This window comes from Shewanella sp. SP1S1-7 (assembly GCF_031932105.1).
In the GTDB taxonomy this organism is placed as follows: domain Bacteria; phylum Pseudomonadota; class Gammaproteobacteria; order Enterobacterales; family Shewanellaceae; genus Shewanella; species Shewanella baltica.
In genome coordinates, this window is the sequence record NZ_JAUOEU010000008.1 from 31,396 (window position 1) to 57,965 (window position 26,570).

The window sequence follows — 26,570 nt, forward strand, 5'->3', positions numbered from 1 at the left end:
CTCGCCATTTTTCAATGGCAGAGCGCGAACCCCATCACGTTTTAGTCGCCCCTTTTCCTGAGCATTTATGCTATTTTAGCTGCGACTTAAGGTCGAAGCTGTAGCGGCTTCTTCCATGCTTGATGTCGATATTTTTTATTTCGGCATGTTTCATTTCAACATCACTGGGGATTTCCTATGAGCAAAGCAAAAATCGGTATTGTGACGGTAAGCGATCGCGCCAGCGCGGGGATTTATGAAGATATCTCAGGCAAGGCGATTATCGACACGCTCAACGACTACCTCACCAGCGAGTGGGAGCCGATTTATCAAGTGATCCCCGATGAGCAGGATGTGATTGAAGCGACCTTGATCAAAATGGCCGACGAGCAGGATTGCTGCTTGATTGTCACCACGGGCGGCACTGGACCTGCGAAACGCGATGTCACCCCAGAAGCCACCGAAGTCGTCTGCGATCGCATGATGCCAGGCTTTGGCGAGTTGATGCGTGCTGAGTCTTTAAAGTTTGTTCCTACCGCCATTTTATCGCGCCAAACCGCAGGGTTACGGGGCGATTCTTTGATTGTGAACTTGCCCGGCAAGCCAAAATCTATTCGCGAATGTTTAGATGCCGTGTTCCCCGCTATTCCTTACTGTATCGATTTGATGGAAGGCCCGTATTTAGAGTGCAATGAGTCGGTTATCAAACCATTCAGGCCTAAGGCTAAGTAAGCTTCTATCTAGCTTGTAAAAACAATAAAGCCACTGAAATTCAATGGCTTTATTGTTTTGTTCGTTTAGGGCTCATAACTGATTAATCTGCTGCTTTAGCTCGTACTCTGGCTCTGTCACGATTTTTTCAAGCACTTGCACTCGCTCGATTAGCGCTTGGTTTTGTAGGCTGAGTTGAGTCACTTTATCCTTAAGGTGGCTATCGTCTGCGGCGCCGACTCCAGATTGGCGCGCCTTTAGATAGTGCTTAAACATCTCAGTGGCACTGATTCCTATGATGAAGGTGACCATAATCACCATTAAGACATATTCGTTTTCCATAACAAACTCCCGTAGCTATTGAGGTTTTCAACTTGGGAACGACAGGGTTATCGTTCCCAAGTTTGTCGGTTAAAGTTTATTGCCCCAAGTTTATCAATCGAAGCATCCTACAAACCGAAGATCACTTTTTCACTCTTGAGCGACCTTTCCATGCCAAACGCCAGCAATACCGCAATGGCGAGTGTGCCTAAGGTCGAAACCAGTAACTGCAACATGGGCAAGTCTTTACCTTTGATAAAGTCCATTAATGCCTGTTGCTGACCCGAGACTGGCAGCCACTGCAGCATGTCTGGCGCTATGTTGTAGCTGGCGGCCATCGACAAGGCTAAGGGCACAAACAGCACCATAGTCAGATAGGACTGGGCTTCCTTAAAGGTTTTCGCCATGAAAGACACAAACAGTTGCAGGCAAGCGGCCATTAACGCGACTGGGATGCCGACCACTAACATCAGCGCCATAAATTCCGTGGTGATGTTGACGCTAAAACCGAGTTCTTGCCAAGGCACAAAGGTGTAAGCGATTTTAGACACCAGCAAAATCAGCACTAAACCGAGCAAAGCGAACAGACTCACAGCGATGATTTTCGACAGCACTAATTGGCGCGTCGTCAGTGGATGACTAAGTAACAGAGCCAGCGAGTTACGTTCGCGTTCACCCGCGCTGGTATCTATGGCGAGGTTCATGCCCGAGATAAATACCGAGTAAATCATAGTGAAAATCGCGATACCTAAGATCATCCCGCCCTTCGAATCTGTGGTCGCTTGGTCGTGGACACTGACCTTCAGTGGCTGCATCACGCGGGGATCTATACCGCGGGCAATCAACCGTAGGCTGCCCATTTCTGTGCTGTAGGACTGCAGTTGCTTCTCGAGTCTTCGAATTGAGTTTTGCAGTTTTTCATCGGAATTATCGGCAACAATAGTGATCTCGGCGCCTTTGCCTTGATTCATCTGCGCGGCATATTCGGGGCTGATGATAAGCTCTATGGCTTTAAGCTCACTGTCCTTCACTTCACCGCTGCTAATGCCTTTATTCGACAAAAAACGCACTAAATCCGGTGCATTATCGGGATTGGTAATAGTGATTTTTAGATCGTCTGGACTCGTCAGCTGACCAATTAACACCATAAACAGGCCGCACATGATCAGCGGCGTGCCGATGGCGTAATAAAGCCCCGCCATCACAGAGCGCTTATCGCGGGCGGCGTCGATGAGTTCTTTACGAACCATAGCCATTATTTTATTCATGCTGTCATTCCTTTAACCATGTTCTTAAATGCCACGTCTTTACATATCAAGCTCTTAAAGGTTAAAACCAGCGGGCGTAATCTTTGCTGAGTCATCATGCCGCTATCCCTTCATCTGTGCCGATCAGTTGAATAAAGGCTTCTTCGAGTGTGTCTTTGCCCGTTTGGGTGCACAGTTCAGTGGGGCTACCAATGGCGACGACTCTGCCCTGGGCCATGACGATCACTTGGTCACACAGTGCGGCGACTTCTTGCATCACATGGCTAGAGAACAACACGCAATGCCCTTGATTCTTAAGGTCGATAAGAATGTCACGCAGCAGGCGAGTGCTCATCACATCGAGTCCACGGGTTGGTTCGTCGAGGATAATATTGCTCGGGCTGTGGACTATGGCCTGTGCGAGGGCGGTTTTCATCCTTTGTCCTTGGGAGAAGCCTTTGCAGCGGCGATCGCTAATGTCTTCTAGACGTAATTTCGCAATCACTTGGTTGGTGGCCTCCTTGGCATCCTTAGAGGATAAGCCGCTTAGCTCGGCAAAATAACGAATGTATTCCCGTGGTGTTAAGCGTTCGTAGAGACCAAAAGGGTCGGGGAATAATCCGAGTTGCTGCTTAGCGCCGATAGGGTCGATGGCGACATCTATGCCTTCGATTTCTGCTTTGCCGTTATCGGGTTTCAGCAAGCCAAAAATCGTGCGTAAACAGGTAGTTTTACCCGCGCCGTTGGGGCCGAGTAATCCTGTGATTTGGCCGTTTTGTGCGACGAAGCTTAAGTCATTGAGCGCCTGCACGTCACCGATGCGTTTTGAAAGATTGGATACTTTGATCATGGCTTACTCCTTGGCCCCAGTGCTGGCGTTATCATCTGCGGTGGTTTTTTTGATGTTTGCATCAAGCGGTTCTACCGAGCTGGCATTTAAATAAAAGCTGCGGCGCACATCTTTCTTTAAACATTCGCCGTCGAGATCCTTAACGGAACCCGAGCGAACGAGATCGGCGATCAGGTTATTCGCGCAGGATTGATAGGCCACGCCGTGGGTCGCATAGGGGGCGACAAAGTGCTTGGCATTGGTGAGTTTTTCCATCGCTAGCTCGCCCCAACTCGGTGGTGTCGCGGGGTCGATTTCGCCGGATAACAACAAGGTCGGAATATCGCTGCTGATGGGCTCGCTAAAGCTGTCATCGACCGCGGGGACTTTCCATACTTCACACGTGGCTTCTAAGCCTTCGAGCATAGTTTTGCCCATAAAGGAATGCTGAGCCTGCTCGCGCATGGCGGGCGTAATACGGTGCATATCTTCGCCACAGACCACGGATGCGTGCATACCCATCGCCATGCCAGCATTGTCGATAGTGAGGGAATACAAACCGAGTATGGGTTGGAAGTTGTGTTTCGCGGCTTGATGAATCGCATGGGGCACTAAGGCGCGCACATTGGCTTGATACAGCGCCATGCGGATGGAGCCGTAGAACTTACCGCGCGTCATAGTCAACATGGTCTTTTCACCCGTGACAGGGTCGTAGACGTTTTCCATCACAGGCGCTTTGGCGAGTGAGGCCGCGACTTGGTCGAATTCGGCTTTCAGCTCAGGGAACTGGGCATGGCAAGCTGCGGTTTCTTGGCAATCTTTAAAGAGTAAATCAAAACCCCGATCAATCGATGCGCCGATTTCTAACACGCTTTGTTGCATCGGCACTATGCCGTCTAAGGTCACTGTGGCTAAGTGTGCAGGGTATAAACGCATGTAAAGCTGCGCCATACGCGTGCCGTAGGATATACCGTAAACATGCAATTTTTTGTAGCCCAAATGCTGGCGCACGGCTTCGAAGTCTTTAATCGCATTGAGGCTACCGTATTGGGTGACGTCGGCATCGATTTTGGCTAAGCATTTTTGGGTTTCGGCTAAAGTGTCGGCATTGTCATCATCGAATGACAGTGGAGATTGCGCGCCTTCATCACAGGTCAGCAGATTCGAGCGGCCTGTGCCCCTTTGGTCGATCAGCAAGATATCCCGCTGTTGGCGGACTTTGCTCAGCATGGCATCAAAACCCGCGGCATTGTCTATGGCCGATTGTCCTGGGCCGCCAGCAATGGCGAGTAAGGCTTCTTCATGGTTGACGTTTTTCACCGCAGGCAAGACCACGTAATGCACTTGGATCTGCTTGCCATCGGGTTTGTTGGGGTTTTCAGGCACAGTCACAAAACCGCAGTTTAGGCGATCGGATACACCTTCTACATAACAAGTGTCGGTGTTATTCGCTATGTTACTCGCGATATCAGCCGCTTGTGTCTGTTGGCTTTTTACATCACTCGCCCATGTCGCCGTACTCGCCATCGCCAGCATAAGTGCGCTTATGCTTAATATGCGCGAGCCTAAAATATGCGTGCGCCATGTGGCAAGCGTGGTATTAGCCGTACCATGCAGTTGCCGAGTGGGCGAAGGGCGTTGAGTGGTTTGGCTTAACTTCCTGTGTGTCATGCTATCTATCATGCGCGCTTTCCTTTTTGCATTTCAGGACGAGTGTGTTAATTTAAATACCAGTGTATCGGTGTATCAATGTATTAATACAGTGTGTAAAGGCTAATGTTAGAACTTTTAAATGTCAACCCCAGCAGTGGCGAACCAATTTACAAGCAATTACACGAACAGGTCGTGCGTTTAATTGTGGGCGGTCAACTGCAAGTGGATGATGTCTTGCCCTCTGTGCGCCAGATTGCCGAGCATCTTGCAGTGAATCCTATGACTGTCTCCCGTGCGATTCAGCAGCTTGTCGATCAAGGGTGGCTCGAACGCCGCCGCGGCCAAGCGACAAAAGTCGCGCTGCGCACTGAGACTATGGCATCGGGGGCTAGCATGCTCGAACCCCAGCTCGATGCTTTGTTATCGCAGGCTAAACAGTTAGGCGTCAGCCTGTCTGAGTTAATGCAATTGATAAATGAACGCTGGCAAGACTAGCGTTAACCTACTGTCTATTATCGATAAATAGAATAAAAAAGGATGAAATTCGATGGACCAAGCGTGCACACCAATACTTGAATTTAGCCAAGTGAATAAAGTCTTTCGCGGTAAAGGCGCAGGTGAAAAGTGGGCGCTTAAGGATTTATCGTTAACCTTGTCGGCGGGCATGGTGGTTGGGCTATTAGGGCAAAATGGGGCGGGTAAATCGACCCTAATCCGCTGTGCCTTAGGCGTGCTCACGCCGGATTCAGGCAGTATTGTTACCTTAGGCGAAACGCCCGAAAACTTAACCTCAAAAGCAAAGGAGCGCTTAGGTTATGTGCCGCAGCAACCTTTTGGTTATGAAGGGTTTACCATTGAACGCGCCCTCGATTTACACCGCAGCTTTTATCCCAATTGGGACAGGCAATTAGAACAAGATTGGCTAGTACGGTTCGAGTTAGATGTGACCCAACAGGTGCAACGTTTATCTGTGGGGCAAAGACAATCGCTAGCCTTGATTATGGCGATGGCTTATCGTCCTGAGCTATTGATCCTCGATGAGCCGGTTGCCAGTCTCGACCCGATTGTGCGGCGCAAATTTATGGTCGATTTGTTCGATCTCGCCCTCGAATCGGGTTCAGCTGTACTGTTTTCATCCCATATCACCTCTGATATCGAGCGGGTTGCCAGCCATGTGGCGCTGATTAAACGTGGCGAATTAGTGCTGTTTAAAGAAATCGATGCTCTACGGGAACAAGTGCGTTTACTCACACTCGCGCCGGCAACAGTTTTGCCTGAGTCGGTCACTGTGCTCAGCCGTGTCGGTGATTCTGTGCTGGTGGATTTAGGCGAGCACAGCGCGCCAATATCAGGCGTGTTAAAGAACGAAGCCCTTAATCTGGAACAGCTTTTTATGGGGCTACACAGATGAGTGCGCCAGAACTAAACATCACGCCGACAGCTAAAATGAAAGGCGCGCGGTTGATGAATCCTTTTAAAGGCATGTTGCGTCTTTGGTGCTTTGATGTCGGCAGTTTGAGCTTTTTGGGTACTGGCTTATTGGGAATGGTCTTAGGTTGCATTACAGCGTTGCAGGGCAAAAGCGACAGTGCTGAATTGTTGTTTTCTATGGGAATCGTTTCAAGCTCGGCGGCGGTGGCGTGGCAACTCATACGTTTGATGGCGAGCGAGTGTGCCCATTTAATTCCCCATTATCGCCGCCATATTTATATCCAAAGTGCAGCGGTGTTAACCAGCGTATTTGGCATAAGCGTATTGTTTTGTTTAGCTCTGGGTTCAACGTCTAGCCTACCCACCTTAGTGTTGGCCTTGGTGATGAGTTTTGCCTTTATTTACCTGTGTTTACTCAGCACTCAGTGGTTTTACGCTTCCTTTTTATTGTTTGTTTTAGTGCCGTTTATCTCCTTGATTACAGGTTATATTTCTCTATGGTTAAGTGCGATTGCACTGGTGGTATTAGGTGCGCTTATTGTCCGTACCTGCCGTGCTTTACCTTGGCGTGCTGAGGCGAGAACCGTGTACCTCAATGGCCTCGAAATGGGCTGGTTCTGGCTGCCAAATTTGCAATCGATGCGCATTTTGAGCCGCTTTGAGCGTTATCTTCATCCCACTAATTTTTTTATCGGCCCTATGCTGACGATTTTATTGCTGCTTATACCGGCAGTCTGCCTAGTGCTTGGGGTGTTATCGCATCAATTCCATCAGAATTTCCCCGTGTTACTGCTGTTGGCACAGTTCAGCGTGATTATGTGTTCGCTGGTGCACTGGAGCCGAGTGCAACGTTCGCGCTCGACAGAAACCTTATTGCTGATGCCAGGATTTGATGGTCGAAAAGGACTCATAGCGGCTTTTTGCCGTGGCCAGCAACGACTACTGAATGTGGTCGTCGGCATTATGCTGGCGTGTAGTCTGCTGCTGGGTTGGCTCAGTGATGATCTGAATATGCAGTTAGTAGGTCATCTGGTGCTCAGCACTTACTGGGCCTGCGCTTTGACCTTAGGTTTTGGCTGTATGTGTCGCCGAGTGTTGCATGTCACGCTCACTATGATGGTTGTCGCGGGGCATTCCCTGTGGGTGTCCATCAGCCTTGCATCGTTACGCGATGGCGGCAATCTAGGCGATTGGATTATCTGGGATATGCTCTTAATGATACTTGGCAGCATAGTACTGATTTGGGGCAAGAAAACCCTCTGGAAGGGAGATGTCATTAGCGGCTAAACGGATATAGATTGCGATATTGGGACTTAGCTTGCACAAGATTAGAGCAAAAACTCTTAGTTTTTGGCTGGCCTTCAGGTAGAATGGCGCAAAAGCGGTACACTTGTAAGCTAAAAGGTGAGTCTCTTATGTCTCTCGATCAATATCATGTTATTCGACTATTACAGCAGCAGAGCGAGTCTTTAAAAGACGCGATAGCGCTGGAAGGTTTTGAAATGGCCGCTCCTTGGCATCAGGTGAGTTGGCAGGCCTTTGACCAAATTAGCAGTAAAATTGCACAAGTGTTGATCGAACTTGGCGTACAAGTGCAAGACCGTTGCGTTATTTTGGCGCAAAACTGCCCACAGTGGACCTGTGCCGATGTCGGTACACTTAAAAGTCGCGCCGTTGTGGTGCCGATTTACCCCACCAGTACCGTCGAGCAGGCGAGCTTTATCGTTAACGATGCCGCGGCGAAGGTTATGTTTGTCGACGATGCTAAGCAATATGCTATGGCCTGCGAGCTTCAAACCTTATGCCCAAGCCTAGAGCATGTGATTGTTTTTGATGCCAGCGTGGCACTCGCAGCCGACAAAGCTTTCCAGCATTGGCATTTAGATGCCCTGCTAGCGGGCGATGCGAAAGCGATGACACAAGAAGTTGAGCTTAACCAGCGTTTACAGGCGGCTAATCTCGATGATTTACTGACCTTAATTTATACCTCTGGCACCACGGGCGATCCTAAAGGCGTGATGCTGGATTACCGCAATATGGCCTCGACTATACGTCAACACGATCATATTTTGCCTTTTAAAGCTGGCGATGTGTCTTTAGCATTTTTGCCATTAAGTCATGTATTTGAGCGCAGTTGGAGTTTCTACGTTTTGTGCCGTGGCGGTCATAACGTTTATCTGCAAAATACCCAAAGAGTGAAAGAGGCGATTAGCGCCGTACGTCCACATACCTTGTGTGTGGTGCCGCGTTTCCTCGAAAAAGTGTACAGTGCCGTACAAGATAAAGTCGCCAAGTCAGCCGATGGCCGTAAGAGGCTGTTTGCTTGGGCTATGCGCGTTGGCGGGCGTCAGTTCGAAGTCGGCCAAGGTCGTGCTAAGGGCGGATTATGGTTATCGCTGCAATGGCGTTTGGCCCACAAACTTGTGTATAGCAAGCTGCAAGCCGTGCTTGGCGGGCGTTTGAAGTTTATGCCCTGCGGTGGCGCGGCGTTAGATGTGAATGTCGGTAGCTTCTTCCATGCGATTAATATTCCTGTACTTTGTGGGTACGGCATGACCGAAACAAACGCCACTGTGACCTGTAACACCTTGGACAATCGTGTTGCCGGATCAAACGGTAAAGTCCTACCTGAAATCGAAATTAAGCTGGGTAAGGACGATGAGATTTTAGTTCGTGGCGCGACTGTGATGCGTGGTTATTACAATCGTCCTGAAGATACCGCTGCTGCATTTGAAGATGGTTGGTTAAAAACCGGTGATGCAGGGCGTTTCGATGCGAAAGGTAACTTATTTATTACCGACCGTATCAAAGAGTTAATGAAAACCTCTAACGGCAAATATATTGCGCCGCAACGGGTTGAGGGCGCTGTGGGCTGTTGTCCTTTTATCGAGCAAGTGGCGATTATTGCCGATGCGCGTAACTATGTGACCGCCTTAATTGTGCCAGCGTTTGAGTCACTGGAAGCGTGGGCGAAGGACAAAGGGCTGAAGTATGAGTCGCCTTTAGAATTGCTGCGCCATAGTCATGTGGTTGAACATTTTGAGCAGCGCTTAAAGCAGTTGCAGCATGAGCTGGCGGGATTTGAACAGATTAAAAAGTTCACTCTGTTGCCTGAAGCGTTTTCGATGGAAGCGGGTTTAATTACCCCAACGCTCAAGTTGCGCCGCAAAATGATTTACCATAAATATGCCCATGAAATAAATGCTATGTATAACAACTGATTGTTAAGTCATTGTTGCTAAAGGCCGCTATTGCGGCCTTTTTTGTTTCTGCTACTTCCCTGAAGCGCCTAACTTAGCTTAAAATTCGCCCCGTTTACTGGTGCGCACGAGGCGCAAGGTGTCGGTGTAAAGGATAGTTAAATGGAACTTTCGATTCGTCATTTATGCGCCGCTGTCGGTGCTGTGTTACTTTCTTCTTTTGCGGTCATTCCTGCTGCGGTGGCGGCGGATTTCGACAAAGTGGTTCACGGTCCCGTGGATCTTCCTAACGGCCAATGGCTCGATTTCTACCAAAAAGACCAGCACGTATGGAGCGAAATGCTCTACGGCGATGCGCCAGGCGTGCGCATTGACGATTACGGCCGCGCTGAAATTGTGGCGGTGTTTTACTATGACTTCGATAAGGGTGGCACCAAAGAAGTGATCGTCATGCTCAAGGATGCCGATGGTCAGCACCTGCGCGGCTATGGTTTTGATGGGGAAGAGCTGACTAAACTACCGCGCCTACAAGTTGTGCTCGATGCAGTGGCACCGACCATTACCACATTTACCGTGGGCGGCGTCCGTAAAGTGCTAAGCCAAATTCCGCCACAGCAATACCGTATGACCTATGAGGCTGAGGGTGTCCAAGATCCTGACATCAAAGCGATTCTTGATGGGTCATCTAAGCTCAAACCAACCTTAATCGGTTATCGAAACTCTGAAGGTACGTCGACGGATGTGAAAACCGCAGTGGAATACAAGCTGCGTTATCCCGTGACTCGCACCGATAAAGATGCCGAGGGGCGTGAACGAAAATACAGTCTAGTCGCGACTTTTGATCGCAGTGCCTATGTCGAAGAAGATGGCGGCTTTATGCTGGTGGCTATTGGTTACGAGGCCGATGACATCGATTGGCTTAAAAATGGCAGCGACAAAATTCCGCGTACCGGCGCTTTTTATGAATTTATGAGCATGGGTAGTACTTGGGCAGGTGTTGCCAGTGAAGCTCATTATGTGCAAGGTGAGCTTGATGGTCACTTTGCCGCCTACGATGCCCGTAATGGCAGTGTGATGTATGCCGGTGACTATAAGCTGGGTAAGCAAGTGGGTAAGTGGATTGAAGCCGACAGCCGTGAAACCTATTGGGAAGGCGAGTACCTCGACGGCCAAAAGCAGGGTAAATGGGTGTTGCAGTCCATGATGGATGACGCCGATAACTACGGCTTTATCCACTATAACAAGGGCGTGCCCGATGGCCCGAGTGAAATCTATACCCCAGATTACGATTCGAGCACCGAAGGCGCGAAGAAGTTGTCCGAAAAGGGCATTTATCTCAATGGCGTAAAAGATGGTGAGTGGCTTGAGTCCGATGGCAGCAAAGGCCAATACCAAAAGGGCGTAAAACAAGGCGCTTGGGTGGAAAAGGTCACCCAAGGGGATTATCGCTTTCAAACGGGTGAAGGCAGCTACCTCGATGGTAAACGTTCAGGCTCTTGGGTGTATATCCGAACGCCAGATGCTAACGATGCTTTTACCACTAAGCAATCTGTTACCTATCTCTACAAGACTGAAGTCAGCTATGAGAATGGCCTACGTCAAGGTGAGGCAAAGTTATTCAACAAAGATAATTTTATGTTTGCCCTTAAACATTATGATCAGGGCCGACTCCACGGTGAAAGCTTATGGTATTCAGGCCCAAATGCTGTCAGCAATGTTGCTAACTATCGTTATGGCGAGTTAGATGGCCCACAAATGTGGCTCGAGCCTAACGGCGATCTCAATGAGTTGAGTCAGTATAAGTTTAATGCAGCCGTTAAGCTTAAACCCTCGCAGGATGAATGCATGATGCGAAAAGAGCCTTACACAGGCGATTGTGAGGGCGTGTTAAACTCAAAAAATGCTGAGACTAGCTCAATTAAAGATGGTGAGCAGCGAGTGTATCGCGGCGGTCTACTATCCGAATTAACTTATTACACTAATGGGTCAGTTGATAAAGAATATCAGTTCGATTCCAACGGCCGTTTAAAGTATATGAAGGCCTTTAAAGCGGGTAAGGAATACGGCCCAAGTATCAGTTATTCCACAGATGGTGGATACTCACTCTCTCAATATGGTCAGCTGGTGAATAACCGTCTCTCTGGCCCCCATTACAGCTTCTATCCGAATGGCCAGTTAAAGCATTTTTGGAACTACTGCCAGCAAGAAGGCGAAACCTGGAACGGTGAACCTTACTACTGGGATAACGCCATTGCGCGCTGTGGTATACAGCGGGAATATTTTGATAACGGTGCCGTGAATTGTATTGAAGAGTTAGATAGCAATTATGCCGTGGATAAAGTCTGTTACGACTCTAATGGCCAAATCGCGCAAGAAATGCTGCGCATTGATGAACAGCATGTGGTCCATAAGCGTTATATCAAGGGGGTGATCTATCAGGAAGACCCAGGGTTTGCTGCTCATTCTAAAATGGTCAAAGGTCGCACTATTTATCACTTAGAAAACCCAAAAAGCCATGGCGTGTTTAAGTCCTACAATAGTGGCAAGTTAGAATATGAAAAAATTTATGATATGGGTAAGGCAGGATGCATGAAAAAGTATGATGCCAATGGCAAGCAAACGGCAGAAACTGCCAGTTGCCAATTCTAAGGTCTAGGTTTGTTTAGCCTTTAGGGTCTGGTAGGCTTGGGATAAAGGATGAATTTGGTGCGGGTAGCTTAATCGCGATAAGCATTAAATTCATCAGTTTATAGAATAACAATAAAAAGGAAGCCCGAATGTCAGTTACCGAATACAGCCTCGAAATCCACCCAAGATTCACAGAAACCGATGGCCTAGGCCATATCAATAACACAGTGATCCCCGTATGGTGCGAAGCCGCGCGCACACCAATCTTCGAGATTTTTAATCCAGAGTTGGATTTACATCAGTGGAATCTTATCGTGGCCGGCTTTACCGTGGCCTTTATCGCGCCGACTTATTACGGCAAGAGCGTTACGGTGAAAACCTATGTCAGCCGTATCGGCAATAGCAGTTTCGAGCTGACGCAAACCTGCTGGCAAGTCGGCAATAAAACCGCTGAGGTGAAAACTACGCTGGTGCATTACGACTACAGCTGCGAAAAGAGTCGCCCTATTCCTGAAGATATCCGCGAAATGCTCGCCAACCTGAATGGTGAAAGTGCTTAATCTTTTCCGTCTCTCGGTCAGCGCAATTGCAATTGCGCTGCTGAAGCGTTAATTTGTCGACCCGTTAACTGTGATGCAGATCACTTATCTGTATCGCCTCATTTTTATCGGTTCGGATTAACCATGAGATTCTATTTTACCCGCATGCGCTCGAAGGACATTTGCCCACCAAGACAGCCACTTAAAAAGATTGTGTGGTCATGGGTTGGAGCTTTCTGTGGCATTTACTTGGTCGCGAGTCTCGCAAATTATATGAGCGAAAACCTCGTCGGTACTATGTTTGTGATTGGTTCATTCGGCGCTTCAGCTGTACTGGTGTACGGCGCACCGCTGGCAGAGTTTTCTCAGCCGCGTAACTTGATTGGCGGCAGTGTGTTATCGGCCTTAATTGGGGTCGCAGTGTACCAAGTGTGTGGCGATTATGTGGTGCTAGCCAGCGCCTTAGCAGTATCCCTGTCTATCGCATTCATGTACCTGACTCGCACTCTGCATCCACCGGGCGGTGCAACGGCACTGATTGCCGTGATAGGCGGTGAGAACGTACATCAACTCGGCTTTCTCTACGCGCTAATGCCAGTATTTCTCGGCTCAGTATTACTCTTACTGGTCGCGCTGGTAGTCAATAACCTCTCCACCGATCCCAAGCGCCATTACCCTGTGTATTGGATTTAGCTCTGTACAGTACAAGTGTTTTTAAATGTAAAAATAAAGGTTTAAGCTCGGATGCGGCTTAAGGACCTACTCAAGATAGATAAGCAAAAAGGTGCAGTTAAGCACTTTAAAATCAGAATCTTGGATTGGCGTGTAGATATCCGCAGGGCTGAGACCACGCCAAATAGGCCTTTGCTCGTGGGTTAACTTAAACACCTGCTGGGCTCGGTCTAATGTGACACTGAGTTGCGCACCATCGAATTGCCAAGTTCCTGTGTGTTGTTCTAATTCAAAATTATCATTAATGGGCCTCTCGTATTCGAGCATGGCTTGGCCTTGAGGCGAAAGATTCAGGGTTGCATCACCCGCAGTACAATGATCTGTTCTGATAAAGTCTGGTGGTAAAGGTTGCAAAGCCTGTTCACTGTTACGTAAGTAAATACCGATATTATTCATACTGAAAAAGTGCTTACCTTCGGCAAATTTATACTCTGTCGGTTCGGCAAAACCTTGGCCTTTGAGGATATTTTCTATCTCAGTGATGGCTTGGGAATCGCGATAAGCGGGATTGGTGGCAATGGCCGTATTAGGGAATTCTGCCGGAATGGCGATGGTACTCTGATTTACTTGCCAGCCAGATTGGATCAAGGCGGTTTCAATGGCTTTTACCTTAAAGGGTTCAATACCTTGGGTAATAAGAATGGCTTGGCGTTGTTGGCAGGCGGACAAGATAAGTAAGCTTACAAGCAGTAAACTTTTACGACATAGGGCGACTGTCATTTAGCGGCACTCCTTTGCTGCGATGTGTTTGCTTATGTTTTAAGTCTAATTTTTCAAAAACTTCTGCACATACCAGCAGCTGGCTTGGATAGCCAAGTCTTGGCTTTTTGCCCATTTAAGCCCGTGGCGAACTAAGCGTTCGGCAAGTCCTTTACCGCGCAGTTCGTTGGGGACAAAGGTGCGGCTAAAATCGATATCCTTGCCTGATAATTGGTATTCCAACACGGCTTCATAGCCATCGACAGGGATAATAAAACGCTGTCTATCCTGTTGATGTTCAATAGCTATCTCAATATTTTCGTTATCTGACATACATTCTTCCCTCAAGGAGTGGCTTAAAGTGTGCTGGCAATTTAGCTATCGATTTGGTTAGCTTAAGCGACTTCGTGCTGTTTGAGAATCGCCAGCAGTTCTGCCGGTAAGTCGGCCTTTTTGCCGGTTTTAAAGTTAAACATCACCGCGACTGAAGTACCTAAGGTGGTTACTGCCTGCTGCTGTTTACTAAAAGCCTGATAATGCATGGTAAATCTATCGCTGTGAATATCGCTAATGCTGACACTCACTAATAGAGTATCGGGGAAGGTCACTGGGCGTTTATAGCGGGCCTGATTTTCGCTGATCACCGGGCCAATACCTGATTTATACAGGGTATCTAGCGGGAATAGGCGATTGAAAAAGTCGATACGTGCTGTCTCAAAATAACGGAAATAGACGACGTTGTTGACGTGTTGCAACGCATCCATTTCGCCCCAAGCCACAGGGATTTCGGTCACTATAGGGTGCTGTGCGAGAAACTTTTCCATTGTGTTTTCCAGTGTGTTTGGCATTGAATTGCCGATCTAAAAATGCGAGTTGAAACGCTCGTTTAAGATGGTCAGACTAGCAGCATAAAGAACAAGCGACAAGCCATGGCGTTATAGGCATTTAGCGATAACATTAAGCGAAGCAAGGAGCAGTGCATGATTAAACGAGTCGGAAACACCCATATTCAAGCTGAACACCAAGCGTCTTGTCACTGTGGCGCTGTGGTGTTGCAATTATCGCTGCCTAATGGCATTGAAAATCCTCGCCGCTGCGATTGTTCTATCTGCCGCCGTAAGGGCGCGATTGTCGGCTCGGTTCCGCTGGCGGGGATTAAGATCCTCAAGGGTGATGATGTACTGAAATGCTATGAATTTAATACCAAAACCGCGAAGCATTACTTCTGCTCCAACTGCGGCATTTACACCCATCACCAGCGGCGTTCCAATCCCCATGAATATGGTTACAACATTGGTTGCCTCGAAGGGGTCAATCCATTCGATCTGGAAAATGTGCCCACGAATGATGGTGTTAACCATCCTGCGGATCGTTAGATTATGAACATAGGTCAGTTTGCTGCACTTACTGGATTGTCGGCGCATACGCTCAGATTTTACGAGAAAATTGGCCTGCTGCAGTCTGTGGTGCGAAATGCGAGCGGGCACCGCGACTATGCGGAAAAAGAGGCGCAATGGATTGAGTTTATCAATCGCTTAAAAGAAACGGGCATGCCGCTAAAGCAGATTTTGACCTATGCCGAGCTGCGTGCTCAAGGCGATACAACCGCAGGCGAGCGGCAGCAATTGCTTGAGCAGCATGCCGCACAATTGGCCGATCGTATTCGCCAAGAGCAGGCGCATCTGATCGCCCTTGAGCAAAAAATCCGTTATTACCAAACGCATTTCAGTGATTAAGCTTAGAGATTCGGCTGAGTCGCTAAGTTGTGTTTTTAGGTCATAATTTATTAATAGTATTAACTTATATCTGCCTCTGTTGTCTTTTTACTTCAATCAAAGGGCTGCCTATGCTATTCATCAATCAGCCGTTGACTTAGAGTTAACTCTAAGGCGTAAGCTGACTTCTGTGGTCCAATCCAACAGGAGTTAAAAATGGGTAATCAAAGGTATATGCAGGGCTTAGCTAAGCTGACAGAAATCGACGGCGAGGCGGGCGAGAAAGTGATCAACAGTCTGGCAAATATTTGCCCCGACTTGGGCAAGTACATTATCGAATATCCTTTTGGGGATATTTATCAGCGTGAAGGACTCGATCTTAAGACGCGGGAGTTAGTCACTGTCGCCGCGCTCACAGCATTAGGGCATTGCCAGCCGCAGCTTAACGTCCATATCAACGGCGCGTTGAATGTCGGTTGTACGCCGCAGGAAATCGTCGAAGTGATACTGCAAATGTCGGTTTATGCTGGCTTCCCCGCAGCACTGAATGGCATGTTTGTCGCGAAAGCTGTCTTTGCCGAGCGGGAGTTAAGTGTCGTTTGAATCTATTCTGAGTTAGGTTCATAACACCTTATGGGGTGTTCTTAAGGTCGCTTTGATTTACTCATAGCTATTACTTCTAAATCCCTTTAAACGATATGTCTGCTCCGCATCATCGACATAGAATCTCGTGGGAGATTCATTTCGCCGTAAGGGAGGACTCGGCAAATTTTGCTAGTGAATTGCCAAAGTTAGTCGCTACACTGGCATAGGTGACGCGAGTGTCGCCATAGATTTTGCAGCTTACATCGGCAACTCAAGCGTGTCTTAATCGCAACCGGAATTTAAAATTATAATGAATTTAGGTCGTTACACTGAATCTACCCGCCAGCACTTACGGCAAGTCATCAAGCCTTTGCCTAGCGAGCTCCAGCTAGGGTTGAGCAAGTTGTGGCGCTACCTAAGCCAAGGGTTTGCTAAGTTATCCTTTGCGCAAAAGCTGTATCTTATTGCCTTGATATTGGCCTTTAGTACTGACTTGATGGGTGTGGTCGCCGTGATTGCGGTTATTGCTATGGCCATCGAGTTTTGGCCCGTGTTCGAGCGGGTCTGGCACAGTTTGGCAGGCAAGGCTGTGTTGTTGCTGTTTTACGCTATTATTGCCAACTTTGCCTTAGGTTGGTCTGGCGCTATAGTTAACGAAGTGGTCGGGGTGTCGGCAAGTCATCTGGATTACACCCATAACTTAGCGATTTTACTCTATATGCCAGCTTGGTTTTTAATGGTGAGCGCAATTGTGCTGCTGGCATTGCAGTTGATTATACCCATCTATTTAGTCTTAATTTTTTTGCTTAAACCTTTAGGTGTCAAATCGTTACGGCTTACCTCGCATACTTCATTTCGTAAAACGACCTTTATGATCCGCATCGTGCTAGCGACTGTGGTTTTATATCACTTGAGCTTACTGATTGATTTAGAAACCCGTCTTCAAACCTCGTTTGCGGACTTTATTACAACAACCCAAGAAGCCTCTGAACATAATCCCGTCGAGCCAGCATTAGGGCTTATGCCGCATACGACCGATGTGCTGACGGCACCGATTGCTGAGTTAGCTAAGATTAAGCCCGAGCTTGAAGCCGACAAACCGGCTGATAAACAAACCGCCGATGAGCGCGAAGAAGCGGAACGCAAGCAAACCTATGCGTCGGTGCGGGCGCAATATCAGTATCTCGTGCGGCAATGGTTAGCGACGTTTGCCTTTGCGCTTGAAGCCAATAGCCGTTCGCGTTGTGAAAAGCCAGCCGAGTCGAATGTGATCGAGTTAAATGACTATGAGATTTTGCAGATAACGCCGGATAAGAAAGCGGATTATGGTTATCGTTTTGAGGTGAAAAAGTGTATCTCGGCCGCGTTTCCACTGACGGAAAAGGGCAAATAAGCTGCCCCATAAAAAAGCGACCATAAGGTCGCTTTCATTTTTGGCTAAATCAGCTTGGCTGAGTTAGTCGACTATTGCGTTCTTCAACAATCACGTTATTCAATCAGCAGCTCATCGAAGCTGCTGATTTTACGGAACTCACCAGTGCGCTGTTTGCTATCGCGTACCATTTGGCAGGTCATCATGCCTGCAGCTTCAGCAGCCTTTAATTCTTCAATCACATCAGACACAAACAGCACTTGCTTAGGGCTTAAGCTGATAGTGTTGAGGATATTGCAGTAAGCCTGTTTATCTAATTTGTTGCCGGTACGGGTATCAAAATGACCGTTAAACATCTCGGTTAAATCACCGCCGTCACTGTGGCTGAACAACAGTTTTTGCGCATCGACCGAACCCGATGAAAAGCTATAAATACGCAGATTTTGTGCGCTAAAGCGTTTCACTGCTTCAATAAAGTCAGGGAAGATATGGCCCTTAAATTCGCCATGGCCGTAGCCTTGCTTCCAGATCAAGCCTTGCAGGGTTTTGAGCGGTGTTGCTTTACGATCTTCGCTGACCCACTGCTGCAAAATTTCAGTCACGCGTGCTAAGTCCGCATCTGGCTCTAGGGCGATATCTTTAGTGTCACAAATACAGTTTTCAACCAATACATTGTGTTGGTTCTGTTCTAAAAAGTCTGGCAAGGCTTTGACAGAATAGGGGAATAGTACATCTTGGATAAAGTTTAGGTCTGTCGTGGTGCCTGCTGTGTCTACGACTATGGCTCTGATACCCATAATGTTTTGATACTCCACAATATGTTGGCTTAAAAATGCAACTCCGATCCTAAGCGTTATTGGTGAAATTGGCTAGTCTATTTCGCGAGTCTTACCACCGCCATCACAACCAAAATGGGAATGGCTAATATTGGGTATGTGTTTGGCGAAAGGGTTAGGCCGTGATATCGGATTTACTTTCAAGAATACGGGTGTTAACTTCGACTGATACTTATATAGTTGATTTTCAAGGAATGAAATTTATGCGTACGCTATTAATTCTGCTGGTGATTTACTGCTTTGCATTCTTCAGTGTGTCAGCAAATGCCGATAATACCTTTCCCGCTCAACCACAGATGTTAAAGGTCAGTTCGAGCCTGTTAACTGAGCCCGCTGACTTTAAGGTGACATTACCAGCGAGTTACCAATCGAAAGCGGATAAACGCTATGTGGTGCTGGTGGATTTACATCCTCGTAGCCATGGCTATCTCGCTGGAATGGAAGACTGGATGAGTCATAACGGTGGCTGGCCTTGGCTGGAAACCATTATCGTGACGGCGCCAGATGATCATGCAGGCTTAGGTGAGTTAAAAACTTTAGCCATTAAGCAGCAAGAAAATCAGCAGTTTTTGGATTTTATGGAACAAGATCTACTGCTCGCCATCGACAAACAATATCGCACAAATGGTTTTCGGATCCTTAATGGCTTCACTGGCAATGCCACTTTTAGCCTCTACACGCTTTTGAATCGCCCAAGCTTATTTAATGCTTACATCGCCGCAAGTCCGGTACTGGATGATAACTACGCTTTTGTAATGGCAGATGCTGCAAAGAAGTTCGCAGGGATGAAAGGGAAGCCAAGATTCCTTTTTATGAGCACTAGCGACAGTGATTTCGAACAAAATCAGTTAGCTGACTTTGCCAAGCTTGAAGCCATCATCAAAGCGAACGCCACGGATTCTCTCGACTACCGCATCAAGCGCTTCGATGGCACTTACTATATGACGCAACCTATTTTGGCGACGGCTTATGGTATTGAAGCTATTTTTAACGATGTACACCAAGTGCTTAAGCCTGACTCGACCATATCACGTCAAGGCGTAGCCGCTATTTTGGCGCATTATAAAACCCTGTCGAACGACAAATATGGTTTTGATGTGCCCGCTATCGATTCGCTTATCGCGTTGGCAAGTTCCTTCGAGACGACTGATCCTGCCAAAGCTATCGACATTTATCTGCAAACCTTAAAGGCGATCCCAACAGCATTCGAGGCCAGCCATGCATTGGCAAGTGTCTATGCGAGCCAAGGTCAGCGAACTGAAGCGATTAAGTATGAAAAGCAAGCGCTTGAGTTAACGGACCATCCATTCTTCCAAGACAAATACCGTAAACAGTTAGCTGAATATCAGGCGGATAAATAAGTGAATTAACATTTGGCGCTTGCGTTTTACCTGTTTGCTCACCGTATATCGCGCACGGGTTTGTGCTAGCCATAAGACTATGGTCTTAATAGCTAAGGGAAATTTTGGCTGTTATTGTAGTTACAGTCCCTTTTCTATCCTGTGGTTTCTATGCAGTGGTTTTTTGGGAGATGAGACTGCGTATTTTCAGCTGCGAATAGAGAGAGATAAATGAAATATTTACCCGCATTTGGTTTTGGTATCTTATTAGCGTTATTGAGTTTTATCAGTTTCTCATTAGTTGCTAGCGCGGGTTATATGCTGGATATGTTAAGTGCAGTGCCCAAGATTACGCCGAACAGTGTGGAGTACCTGCTGTTAGGGGCTCACGATGCGAGTTTGCTGATATTGCTAGCAGGTTTAGTGCTTTACGCTTACCACAGGATTTTTCCTAAACTTCCCTTCGATTGGTTCACCGCTGTGTTTATCCAAATGCCACTGGGTTTAGCTGTGCTGGCGTTAGATGGTTTTAGCTTAAACCTATTATCATTCAAAGGTTTTGCTCTAGCGTTGACCACCTTAGCCGCTTCATTTGGGGTGCTAAGCCTCTTTTGGTTGCTCCAACGCAGAGCTAAGCGCTCCGAGGCGAGGTTGAGCTAAAAAATTGAGAAGACCAAAAAATAAGGCCATTAAAGTTGTTTTCAATGGCCTTGATTTTGTGAATTTACAATTTAGTCAGAAGATAGTGTTCGTTGATGCATTTTCTAGAATTCATAACTGAGTGCCAGTTTGTAGTTACGTCCAGGTAAGGTTTTTTCCTCATCATCAGGCCAAACTGAGTAATTCTCATCCATAAGATTCTCAATACCTGCCCTGAGTTCTAGGCTCGCTAACCAAGGCGCTTGATAAGTTAGGTATACACTGTGAAGTTGATAGCCTTCTGCATCCATCCCTCTTTTGAGTTGTGCTTCGGGAAGACGGGTCATATCCATAGCAAAACTCGATGTCCATGACAGTCTCAGTTGTGATATCAGCTGCAAGCTAATCCCTAGATTGATTTTATCTTGGGGGGCGCGGTTGTAGGGCTGGCGAATATCTTCAATGGTGCCTAGGTAGAAGTTGGGCATGCCCTCGACATCCATTTTCACTTTGCTGTAATTAGCAAACATATCAATATTATTATATTGATAGGTCAATTCTGCTTCGATACCGCTTGAATAGAGCATGCCAATATTTTTACTGGAATAATCTCTGTGTGTGGCTTCTGTTGGGGAGGCAGGTTCTTTTTGGCCATCAACAATTTTGTACATATAAGGTGCCGTGTCGATATAATTTTCGACTTGGGTATCAAACCAGTTTAGTTTGAATAAGAGCCGATCAGCATAAGCAAGTTCGTTGAATACTAAGCCAAATCCAACTTCATAGTTACGGCTATTTTCGGCCTCTAAGTCTGGTTGTGGTTCGCTGTAGCATTGTTTGCTTGGTCTATGACAAATCCATTCATCTTTCTTGTATAGCTCCCTTAAATTTGGCCCACGAAAGCTTTCACTATAGCGACTATAGAGGCGTAACCAGTCTGTCGGTCGAATGGTTAAGCCTGCATTAGCTGACCATGCATTATCCCTATTCTCACCAAATTGTGGGTAGTTATCGGATTCATTCTGATAGGAGTCAAAGCGAAATCCTGCTTCTGTGCTCAGCCAAGTGCTGTAATCAGATTCATGTCTTAGGCCAAAAGCGAAGGTTTCTCCTTGGCTTTTACCATAGTAAGTGCCATTGGTATTCGTGAGTCGATTAAATTCTTCGTCTTGAAATTGGCTGTAATCGAGATTGGTAAAAAGAGTAACTTCACCACGCCAATGGTTAACTTCATGACTTATGCCATTACTCAAGTTAAGGCCGAAGCTCTTATCCTCGAAAGTATCTTTTTTATCGAATGGATATTCAGTTGGGTTGAGTATGATCTTGCCTTGCTGTTCGCGAACTCTTTGGTAGTCTTGATAATAGACTTGTGCTTGCAGATTGATCCAAGGGGAGTGGCTATCGAGGTGATAGGCCAATGACTGGCTTAAACGCTTACCCGTTTCACTTTCGTTTAAGGGTTGATCAATCCAATTAGTGTTATTACCAAAGGGGAGTTCTGCTATTTTGGAATTAGTGTAAAAGGTATCCGAGTCGAAACGGCCTATTGGAGTTTCCAAATTGAGTTTTAAGCGCAGGTCATCATTTTTGCCATCATTTTTTAATATTTCAGTTTGACCTCTAAGTGAGTCTTCATCATCCCTTGGATTAACTTCGACATCGCCAAAGGTACGTCTATTGGCATGCAATGCGATACCTAAATCTTCAGTCGCATAGTAAGCGGTCATTCCACCGCGCCGCATGGAGTCGACATCACCCATACCAGCTCTTACTAACACGCCTGCCCCCGCGTTTCCAGCGGTATAATCCCACGCATTTTTAGTGACAACTTTAATTTGTCCCCCTATAGCACCGCTTCCCGCTGATATGCCGTCGGCTCCACGAGTGACTTCTACTGCTTTAACGACACTGGGGTCTAAATCGAGCGGGCTAATATAACCATTAGTATTGCTTCCATCGCTATACTGTTTGTAATTTACCCCGTCAACTTGGAGGTTAATCCTTTCATTTCCAAAACCGCGAATACTGATATCCCCCATAAGAGGCCTATCGTTATTATTTACACTGATGCTTGGGGTTTGCATTAATACATCGGTCAGCTCGGACGCTTGGGTATCTTCGATATATTTATCAGTAATAACAGTAATAGACCTAGGAATTTCAAGTGCTTTTTGTTTTAAATCGAGTTTAGTTCCAATAACTTGTATGACCTCTAGTTTAGTGGCTTCTTCTGTCTTCTTATGGATATCTTCTGCAACTGCGTGGAAGGATAAAAAGGGAAGTAAAGCATAATAGAGAGGAGAATATGGATGAGCTTTCATACAACTAAGTCCTTTTATAGAGAGGCTTTAAAAATCGCAGAGATTCTAAGCTTGTAACGCATAAATGCAAACGATTCTCATTTAATTTACATTGTTCAAACAAAGTAAATGTGTTTTGTATGGATGGTTTTATATTTTATAAGATGAGGGATTGCCGAGTTGAAAATGGACGCTGGATTTTAGGATTGAAATGCCTGTGAGGCTCTGAACTAAATTAGAGATTTAATGTGATTGGTATTACTTATTGTTTATTACTAGTAACTGTTTCCAACAGGCTGCTTAACTGTTTTTCGGTCACTAAATTATGTAAAATCATTGGCCTAAATGGATTTGAATCGTAAGAGTAGGAGCCAATGAGTTCGATTGAATTTGATATTCCCGAAGATCACCGTATTGCCTTTCAGAAGTATTACAAACAAAAAGTCGCCCCTAAATGCGGTCCGTTTGAAGCAAAGCGTGAAGGCGTGAACCAAAGGCGGCGTGAAAATGCCAAGTTCACCACCCCAATCTACTACATATGCATCACGGTGATTTTGGGTGCATTCGCCGGGCTGCTCGGGGTCCAGTTTATGCTGGTGCCTATGGATTATTTTGTGCCTTTGATGATTGTCGCGTTCCTGCCCGCTCCCGTGATAGCGTTAGCGGTCATTGCCTCGGGTAAGGAAAGCGATGAACTCTATAATGCCGCCTTTGAAAAACTCTATCCCATTAGCCTTAAGTATTTTGGCGATGACTTTGCGCTAACGAGGGCGCCTAAGGTCGATTTTTCGACCTTTATTGAGTTGGGGCTGCTGCCTAAAACCGATAAGCAGTATGCGCAAAATTGCCTTAAGGGAACCTATAACAAGGTGCCGTTTCAGTTTTATGAGGTCGATGCTTACAACACTAAAGCGAACGATAATGGCTCGGTTCAGCGGGAGACCATCTTCAATGGTGTGCTGCTGGTTTGCAATATTCCTAAGAGATTCAATAGTACTACGCTGTTAGTCACTGATAAGGGCAGTTTAAAAAATCGCCTTGAGGGTTTTAAGACTAAGCTGTCGCGCGTCAAGCTTGAGGACGTAAGGTTCGAGCGGCGCTTTGAGGTTTATAGTAGCGACCAAGTCGAGGCGCGCTACTTACTCAATCCCTTGATGATGGAAAATCTGTTGGCTTTGAGCCGCGAGTTAAATGCCGAAGTTGAAGCCTGTTTCTATCAAAAACAGTTGCTGATTAAGATACCGACAAAACACCACTTCTTTATTAATCAACTCGATTTAGATCGCCCCATCGATTTTAAGCGTAATATCGAGCAAATGTTTACCGAGTTAGGTTACACCTTCTCAATAATCAATACTTTAAAGCTTGATAAGCATACTGGGCTCTAGTGCGTTAGGTTATTAACGAATAAGTGCATGGTATCTATTGGCCCTAGTGTTCTAGGGCTATTTAGCGTCAGTACAACTTTGCTGCGGTAGATATGTTCAGCGCCTACTGTGAGCGGTGAGTCAAACTGCATAGGCATGGAAGCAGGTACTCAAGCTACTGAACACGCTGTTGATCGCTAATGGGTTGGGTCTATGCTAGCCGAGCTTTTCCTTCGCTTGAATCATATCAATCACAATCTTCAATATAGCCTGTCGAAGCTTTCTACAGGCTTGAGACACCATAACAATGAATCCCGAAACTCCCCTTCGATTGGTTCACCGCTGTGTCCATCCAAATGCCACTGGGTTTAGCTGTGCTGGCGTTAGATGGTGTTAGCTTAAACCTATTGTCATTCAAAGGTTTTGCGCTGACGCTGACTACCTTCGCCGCTTCCTTTGGAGTATTAGTCATCTTCTGGTTACTGCAGCGAAGAGCTAAGCGCCTTGAGGCTATGCCCAGCTAATCGTTGCGGCATTTACAGTACATAACGTAGGCGCAGTGCCGTCTGCTCAACGGGTGACAGTGATAGCCATTGTTCTCGTATTTCCACCGCTTCCTGTGGATAGTCGGTGATCAGTACATCGGCTCCCAGTGCTAACATGCGTAGCATTTGCCGTGGATTGTTCACTGTCCATACATGCACTTGCTTGCCGCCCTTATGCGCTCTGGCGATAAACTTCTCATTGGTAATCGACTGATTTATCGCTAGGAATTGCGCATTCGACTTAATCGGGTCGCCGATAGATTGGGTGACAATCAACCCTGTTTGGATTGAAGGGTCTAGTCGTTGCACTTCTTCAATGGCTCTTGCTTCGAGCGAGGTAATCACTACTTGTTGTGTCATTTTCTGTTGTTGCAGTAGGGCAACAACAGCCTGCGCTAAGGTGGGATCGGCTTGATTATATTTAAGCTCAATATTCAAACCTATCTTATTGCGCGCCTCATTGAGCATTTGTAGTAGTGTCGGCACGGATTCACCTGCAAAGGCGGCACTGTGCCAGCGACCCGCATCGAGTTGTTGTATTTCACTGGCGCTGAGATTGGCTACTCGCCGTGGATCGCCCGCGATACGCATTAAATCCGCATCGTGCAGCACCATTAAGGTGCCGTCAGCGGCGGTTTGCACATCTATTTCAGCATAATCGGCCTTTTCTGCAATCGCTAAACGCAAAGCCGCAAGGGTATTTTCTGGTGCCCTAGCGGCCCCCGCTCGGTGGGCTGAAATGAGGATTTCATCCCTTTGTGGCTCACTGCTTAGGGCGTACACTCCAAATCCCAGCATGATTAAAAAAGTCGTAACCAAGACGCCACTTAGAGTGTAAATCGACAGCTCTGAAGTCTTTTTTACTGTCTCTCGTCCAAGGCGTTCTAACCCTGCAGGTTTCTCTCCCAGTTGGCGGTATAACAACAAGATGATAAAGGCTTCGCCAAACATGCCGAGTAAGGACCAGGTTGCACTCAGCATAAAAATCAGTGCAGAGACGAGGGCCAACATGGCTAATTCTGCCGAAAGTGTCAGTGAAACCCGGTCGAGTAAGCTATCGGCCCCCCATGAGATCAACAGCATTAAGGGGTACAGCAAAGCCCCTATCCTTAACCACCATCCCGCCGCGTGCCACATAATCGCGCGTTCATTGCCCGCGCTTAACTGCCAACTGCGTTTGAGTGCCGTTAATGCATCGGTTGTTTCACTGACAATTATCGTCAGGGAAAAGGCCGCTTTGGCCCACAGATATAAGCTAATAAGTAAATAGAGTAATGCTAAGAAGGCCATGCTCGATAAGGCTAAATACCATTCTACTGGCTTGAAATACAGGTAGTAATTGATGTCGTGTCCCTGTAGAAACACGCTGAAAATGAGATACCCTAATCCCATAAAAGGTACGCTGAGCAGCAGTAAGCAAGCCGCATATATGCAACCAAGGCGAATGAATACGGGTAAGCGCGCCGTGGCGAAAATCAGTGCCCGCACTGGGCCAATGGGAATATCGTATAACCCTGATGCGGCGAGAATCGTGACCCCAGCGCGCTGGGTAAAAAACACGGTAAAGCTGCTGAATAGGGTAATGATCATAAATAGCAAGCCATAGGGAGACATGGCGAAGGCGATTAAGTCGTAATTGGTTATGGTGACATTGCCCGTTTTGGCAATCAGATGGCGCAGTAGCCAGCCAAAAGACGGGACGATAATGCCCGCCGACACTAAGGTAAATAGCAGTTCAAATTCAATGAGTTTTCTACCGCAACGACGAATGGCTTTAAGCGTGTCATGCCAGTAACTGTGTTCAGGATTGAGCATGCAGCTTCCTTATTCGTGCGAGTTAGGACTGTAATTTAGCAGCGTTTCAGGTTGACGGTTAGTCATTGGTGCAATGTTTTAGAT

Annotated in this window: 25 protein-coding genes and 1 pseudogene; 16 read left to right on the top strand and 10 right to left on the bottom strand. The window is 46.9% G+C overall.

Going from position 1 to position 26,570, the window contains the following annotated elements:
• The first annotated feature begins 177 nt into the window (after nucleotides 1–177).
• Nucleotides 178–711: a molybdopterin adenylyltransferase gene (gene mog, locus Q4Q49_RS08585; protein ID WP_311999139.1), complete on the top strand. Its 534-nt coding sequence runs from the start codon at nucleotides 178–180 to the stop codon at nucleotides 709–711.
• A gap of 72 nt (nucleotides 712–783) precedes the next feature.
• Here mog and Q4Q49_RS08590 read toward each other — a convergent pair whose 3' ends face one another.
• From Q4Q49_RS08590 to Q4Q49_RS08605, 4 genes are all read right to left on the bottom strand, one after another.
• Nucleotides 784–1,032: a hypothetical protein gene (locus Q4Q49_RS08590; protein ID WP_311999140.1), complete on the bottom strand. Its 249-nt coding sequence runs from the start codon at nucleotides 1,030–1,032 to the stop codon at nucleotides 784–786.
• A 107-nt stretch (nucleotides 1,033–1,139) separates the two neighbouring features.
• The gene (locus tag Q4Q49_RS08595) at nucleotides 1,140–2,279 is read right to left on the bottom strand and encodes an ABC transporter permease (RefSeq protein WP_311999141.1); all 1,140 of its coding nucleotides are present in this window, start codon (nucleotides 2,277–2,279) and stop codon (nucleotides 1,140–1,142) included.
• A gap of 94 nt (nucleotides 2,280–2,373) precedes the next feature.
• Nucleotides 2,374–3,108, bottom strand: a complete 735-nt coding sequence (locus tag Q4Q49_RS08600) for an ATP-binding cassette domain-containing protein (protein WP_311999142.1) — start codon at nucleotides 3,106–3,108, stop codon at nucleotides 2,374–2,376.
• Between the two features lie 3 nt (nucleotides 3,109–3,111).
• Nucleotides 3,112–4,770: an alpha/beta hydrolase gene (locus Q4Q49_RS08605; protein ID WP_311999143.1), complete on the bottom strand. Its 1,659-nt coding sequence runs from the start codon at nucleotides 4,768–4,770 to the stop codon at nucleotides 3,112–3,114.
• Nucleotides 4,771–4,863: 93 nt separating this feature from the next.
• On the opposite strand from Q4Q49_RS08605, the gene Q4Q49_RS08610 reads away from it, so the two are divergent.
• From Q4Q49_RS08610 to Q4Q49_RS08640, 7 genes are all read left to right on the top strand, one after another.
• On the top strand, nucleotides 4,864–5,235 hold the full coding sequence (locus Q4Q49_RS08610) for a GntR family transcriptional regulator (RefSeq protein WP_259544577.1): 372 nt from the start codon (nucleotides 4,864–4,866) through the stop codon (nucleotides 5,233–5,235).
• 52 nt (nucleotides 5,236–5,287) lie between these two features.
• Entirely contained in the window at nucleotides 5,288–6,151 is an 864-nt protein-coding gene (locus Q4Q49_RS08615; protein ID WP_259544576.1) for an ABC transporter ATP-binding protein, read from the top strand.
• Complete coding sequence (locus Q4Q49_RS08620) at nucleotides 6,148–7,458, top strand: ABC transporter permease (RefSeq protein ID WP_311999144.1); 1,311 nt, start codon at nucleotides 6,148–6,150, stop codon at nucleotides 7,456–7,458. The genes Q4Q49_RS08615 and Q4Q49_RS08620 overlap by 4 nt, the downstream gene beginning before the upstream one ends.
• Nucleotides 7,459–7,586: 128 nt before the next feature.
• Nucleotides 7,587–9,392, top strand: coding sequence for a long-chain fatty acid--CoA ligase (locus Q4Q49_RS08625; protein WP_311999145.1), 1,806 nt, complete (start codon nucleotides 7,587–7,589; stop codon nucleotides 9,390–9,392).
• 141 nt (nucleotides 9,393–9,533) lie between these two features.
• Nucleotides 9,534–12,020, top strand: a complete 2,487-nt coding sequence (locus Q4Q49_RS08630) for a hypothetical protein (protein ID WP_311999146.1) — start codon at nucleotides 9,534–9,536, stop codon at nucleotides 12,018–12,020.
• Nucleotides 12,021–12,148: 128 nt separating this feature from the next.
• A complete protein-coding gene (locus Q4Q49_RS08635) occupies nucleotides 12,149–12,559 on the top strand; it encodes a thioesterase family protein (protein WP_311990947.1) in 411 nt (136 codons plus the stop codon).
• Between the two features lie 123 nt (nucleotides 12,560–12,682).
• Entirely contained in the window at nucleotides 12,683–13,231 is a 549-nt protein-coding gene (locus Q4Q49_RS08640) for an HPP family protein (RefSeq protein ID WP_006083741.1), read from the top strand.
• Nucleotides 13,232–13,297: 66 nt separating this feature from the next.
• On the opposite strand, the gene Q4Q49_RS08645 is transcribed toward Q4Q49_RS08640, so the two are convergent.
• From Q4Q49_RS08645 to Q4Q49_RS08655, 3 genes are all read right to left on the bottom strand, one after another.
• A complete protein-coding gene (locus tag Q4Q49_RS08645; RefSeq protein WP_311990948.1) occupies nucleotides 13,298–13,990 on the bottom strand; it encodes a hypothetical protein in 693 nt (230 codons plus the stop codon).
• A 45-nt stretch (nucleotides 13,991–14,035) separates the two neighbouring features.
• Nucleotides 14,036–14,302: a GNAT family N-acetyltransferase gene (locus tag Q4Q49_RS08650; protein ID WP_115335933.1), complete on the bottom strand. Its 267-nt coding sequence runs from the start codon at nucleotides 14,300–14,302 to the stop codon at nucleotides 14,036–14,038.
• A 62-nt stretch (nucleotides 14,303–14,364) separates the two neighbouring features.
• Complete coding sequence (locus Q4Q49_RS08655) at nucleotides 14,365–14,793, bottom strand: thioesterase family protein (RefSeq protein WP_012586384.1); 429 nt, start codon at nucleotides 14,791–14,793, stop codon at nucleotides 14,365–14,367.
• A 156-nt stretch (nucleotides 14,794–14,949) separates the two neighbouring features.
• Here Q4Q49_RS08655 and Q4Q49_RS08660 point away from each other — a divergent pair, with 156 nt between their 5' ends.
• The 4 genes from Q4Q49_RS08660 to Q4Q49_RS08675 all read left to right on the top strand — a co-directional run bounded on the left by Q4Q49_RS08660 (nucleotide 14,950) and on the right by Q4Q49_RS08675 (nucleotide 17,662).
• Nucleotides 14,950–15,345 carry a GFA family protein gene (locus tag Q4Q49_RS08660; protein ID WP_311999147.1) on the top strand — a complete coding sequence of 132 codons (396 nt, stop codon included), beginning with the start codon at nucleotides 14,950–14,952 and terminating at the stop codon, nucleotides 15,343–15,345.
• A gap of 3 nt (nucleotides 15,346–15,348) precedes the next feature.
• Nucleotides 15,349–15,705 carry a MerR family transcriptional regulator gene (locus Q4Q49_RS08665; RefSeq protein WP_311999148.1) on the top strand — a complete coding sequence of 119 codons (357 nt, stop codon included), beginning with the start codon at nucleotides 15,349–15,351 and terminating at the stop codon, nucleotides 15,703–15,705.
• Nucleotides 15,706–15,900: 195 nt separating this feature from the next.
• Complete coding sequence (locus Q4Q49_RS08670; RefSeq protein ID WP_311989365.1) at nucleotides 15,901–16,287, top strand: carboxymuconolactone decarboxylase family protein; 387 nt, start codon at nucleotides 15,901–15,903, stop codon at nucleotides 16,285–16,287.
• A 292-nt stretch (nucleotides 16,288–16,579) separates the two neighbouring features.
• The gene (locus Q4Q49_RS08675; RefSeq protein WP_311999149.1) at nucleotides 16,580–17,662 is read left to right on the top strand and encodes a hypothetical protein; all 1,083 of its coding nucleotides are present in this window, start codon (nucleotides 16,580–16,582) and stop codon (nucleotides 17,660–17,662) included.
• 95 nt (nucleotides 17,663–17,757) lie between these two features.
• Here the strand turns inward: Q4Q49_RS08675 and mtnC are convergent, their stop codons facing one another.
• Entirely contained in the window at nucleotides 17,758–18,438 is a 681-nt protein-coding gene (gene mtnC, locus Q4Q49_RS08680) for an acireductone synthase (RefSeq protein WP_311990951.1), read from the bottom strand.
• A gap of 242 nt (nucleotides 18,439–18,680) precedes the next feature.
• On the opposite strand from mtnC, the gene Q4Q49_RS08685 reads away from it, so the two are divergent.
• Both Q4Q49_RS08685 and Q4Q49_RS08690 read left to right on the top strand, forming a co-directional pair.
• On the top strand, nucleotides 18,681–19,838 hold the full coding sequence (locus tag Q4Q49_RS08685; RefSeq protein ID WP_311999150.1) for an alpha/beta hydrolase-fold protein: 1,158 nt from the start codon (nucleotides 18,681–18,683) through the stop codon (nucleotides 19,836–19,838).
• A gap of 210 nt (nucleotides 19,839–20,048) precedes the next feature.
• Complete coding sequence (locus Q4Q49_RS08690; protein WP_311999151.1) at nucleotides 20,049–20,477, top strand: hypothetical protein; 429 nt, start codon at nucleotides 20,049–20,051, stop codon at nucleotides 20,475–20,477.
• A gap of 104 nt (nucleotides 20,478–20,581) precedes the next feature.
• Here Q4Q49_RS08690 and Q4Q49_RS08695 read toward each other — a convergent pair whose 3' ends face one another.
• Nucleotides 20,582–22,780: a TonB-dependent receptor domain-containing protein gene (locus tag Q4Q49_RS08695; RefSeq protein WP_081248400.1), complete on the bottom strand. Its 2,199-nt coding sequence runs from the start codon at nucleotides 22,778–22,780 to the stop codon at nucleotides 20,582–20,584.
• Nucleotides 22,781–23,133: 353 nt separating this feature from the next.
• Between Q4Q49_RS08695 and Q4Q49_RS08700 the strand changes: the two genes are divergently transcribed.
• Together Q4Q49_RS08700 and Q4Q49_RS08705 are read left to right on the top strand one after the other, a co-directional pair.
• Nucleotides 23,134–24,147, top strand: coding sequence for a DUF3137 domain-containing protein (locus Q4Q49_RS08700; protein WP_311999152.1), 1,014 nt, complete (start codon nucleotides 23,134–23,136; stop codon nucleotides 24,145–24,147).
• 293 nt (nucleotides 24,148–24,440) lie between these two features.
• Nucleotides 24,441–24,650 (top strand): annotated as a pseudogene (locus Q4Q49_RS08705) (hypothetical protein); the annotation flags it as partial.
• A gap of 12 nt (nucleotides 24,651–24,662) precedes the next feature.
• On the opposite strand, the gene Q4Q49_RS08710 reads toward Q4Q49_RS08705, so the two are convergent.
• A complete protein-coding gene (locus Q4Q49_RS08710; protein ID WP_259529361.1) occupies nucleotides 24,663–26,486 on the bottom strand; it encodes a glycerophosphodiester phosphodiesterase in 1,824 nt (607 codons plus the stop codon).
• Nucleotides 26,487–26,570 lie beyond the last annotated feature (84 nt).

Coding starts and splice junctions, on each gene's coding strand:
- mog (WP_311999139.1), top strand. CDS start 178: ATGAGCAAAGCAAAAATCGGTATTGTGACGGTAAGCGATCGCGCCAGC.
- Q4Q49_RS08590 (WP_311999140.1), bottom strand. CDS start 1,032: ATGGAAAACGAATATGTCTTAATGGTGATTATGGTCACCTTCATCATA.
- Q4Q49_RS08595 (WP_311999141.1), bottom strand. CDS start 2,279: ATGAATAAAATAATGGCTATGGTTCGTAAAGAACTCATCGACGCCGCC.
- Q4Q49_RS08600 (WP_311999142.1), bottom strand. CDS start 3,108: ATGATCAAAGTATCCAATCTTTCAAAACGCATCGGTGACGTGCAGGCG.
- Q4Q49_RS08605 (WP_311999143.1), bottom strand. CDS start 4,770: ATGATAGATAGCATGACACACAGGAAGTTAAGCCAAACCACTCAACGC.
- Q4Q49_RS08610 (WP_259544577.1), top strand. CDS start 4,864: ATGTTAGAACTTTTAAATGTCAACCCCAGCAGTGGCGAACCAATTTAC.
- Q4Q49_RS08615 (WP_259544576.1), top strand. CDS start 5,288: ATGGACCAAGCGTGCACACCAATACTTGAATTTAGCCAAGTGAATAAA.
- Q4Q49_RS08620 (WP_311999144.1), top strand. CDS start 6,148: ATGAGTGCGCCAGAACTAAACATCACGCCGACAGCTAAAATGAAAGGC.
- Q4Q49_RS08625 (WP_311999145.1), top strand. CDS start 7,587: ATGTCTCTCGATCAATATCATGTTATTCGACTATTACAGCAGCAGAGC.
- Q4Q49_RS08630 (WP_311999146.1), top strand. CDS start 9,534: ATGGAACTTTCGATTCGTCATTTATGCGCCGCTGTCGGTGCTGTGTTA.
- Q4Q49_RS08635 (WP_311990947.1), top strand. CDS start 12,149: ATGTCAGTTACCGAATACAGCCTCGAAATCCACCCAAGATTCACAGAA.
- Q4Q49_RS08640 (WP_006083741.1), top strand. CDS start 12,683: ATGAGATTCTATTTTACCCGCATGCGCTCGAAGGACATTTGCCCACCA.
- Q4Q49_RS08645 (WP_311990948.1), bottom strand. CDS start 13,990: ATGACAGTCGCCCTATGTCGTAAAAGTTTACTGCTTGTAAGCTTACTT.
- Q4Q49_RS08650 (WP_115335933.1), bottom strand. CDS start 14,302: ATGTCAGATAACGAAAATATTGAGATAGCTATTGAACATCAACAGGAT.
- Q4Q49_RS08655 (WP_012586384.1), bottom strand. CDS start 14,793: ATGGAAAAGTTTCTCGCACAGCACCCTATAGTGACCGAAATCCCTGTG.
- Q4Q49_RS08660 (WP_311999147.1), top strand. CDS start 14,950: ATGATTAAACGAGTCGGAAACACCCATATTCAAGCTGAACACCAAGCG.
- Q4Q49_RS08665 (WP_311999148.1), top strand. CDS start 15,349: ATGAACATAGGTCAGTTTGCTGCACTTACTGGATTGTCGGCGCATACG.
- Q4Q49_RS08670 (WP_311989365.1), top strand. CDS start 15,901: ATGGGTAATCAAAGGTATATGCAGGGCTTAGCTAAGCTGACAGAAATC.
- Q4Q49_RS08675 (WP_311999149.1), top strand. CDS start 16,580: ATGAATTTAGGTCGTTACACTGAATCTACCCGCCAGCACTTACGGCAA.
- mtnC (WP_311990951.1), bottom strand. CDS start 18,438: ATGGGTATCAGAGCCATAGTCGTAGACACAGCAGGCACCACGACAGAC.
- Q4Q49_RS08685 (WP_311999150.1), top strand. CDS start 18,681: ATGCGTACGCTATTAATTCTGCTGGTGATTTACTGCTTTGCATTCTTC.
- Q4Q49_RS08690 (WP_311999151.1), top strand. CDS start 20,049: ATGAAATATTTACCCGCATTTGGTTTTGGTATCTTATTAGCGTTATTG.
- Q4Q49_RS08695 (WP_081248400.1), bottom strand. CDS start 22,780: ATGAAAGCTCATCCATATTCTCCTCTCTATTATGCTTTACTTCCCTTT.
- Q4Q49_RS08700 (WP_311999152.1), top strand. CDS start 23,134: ATGAGTTCGATTGAATTTGATATTCCCGAAGATCACCGTATTGCCTTT.
- Q4Q49_RS08710 (WP_259529361.1), bottom strand. CDS start 26,486: ATGCTCAATCCTGAACACAGTTACTGGCATGACACGCTTAAAGCCATT.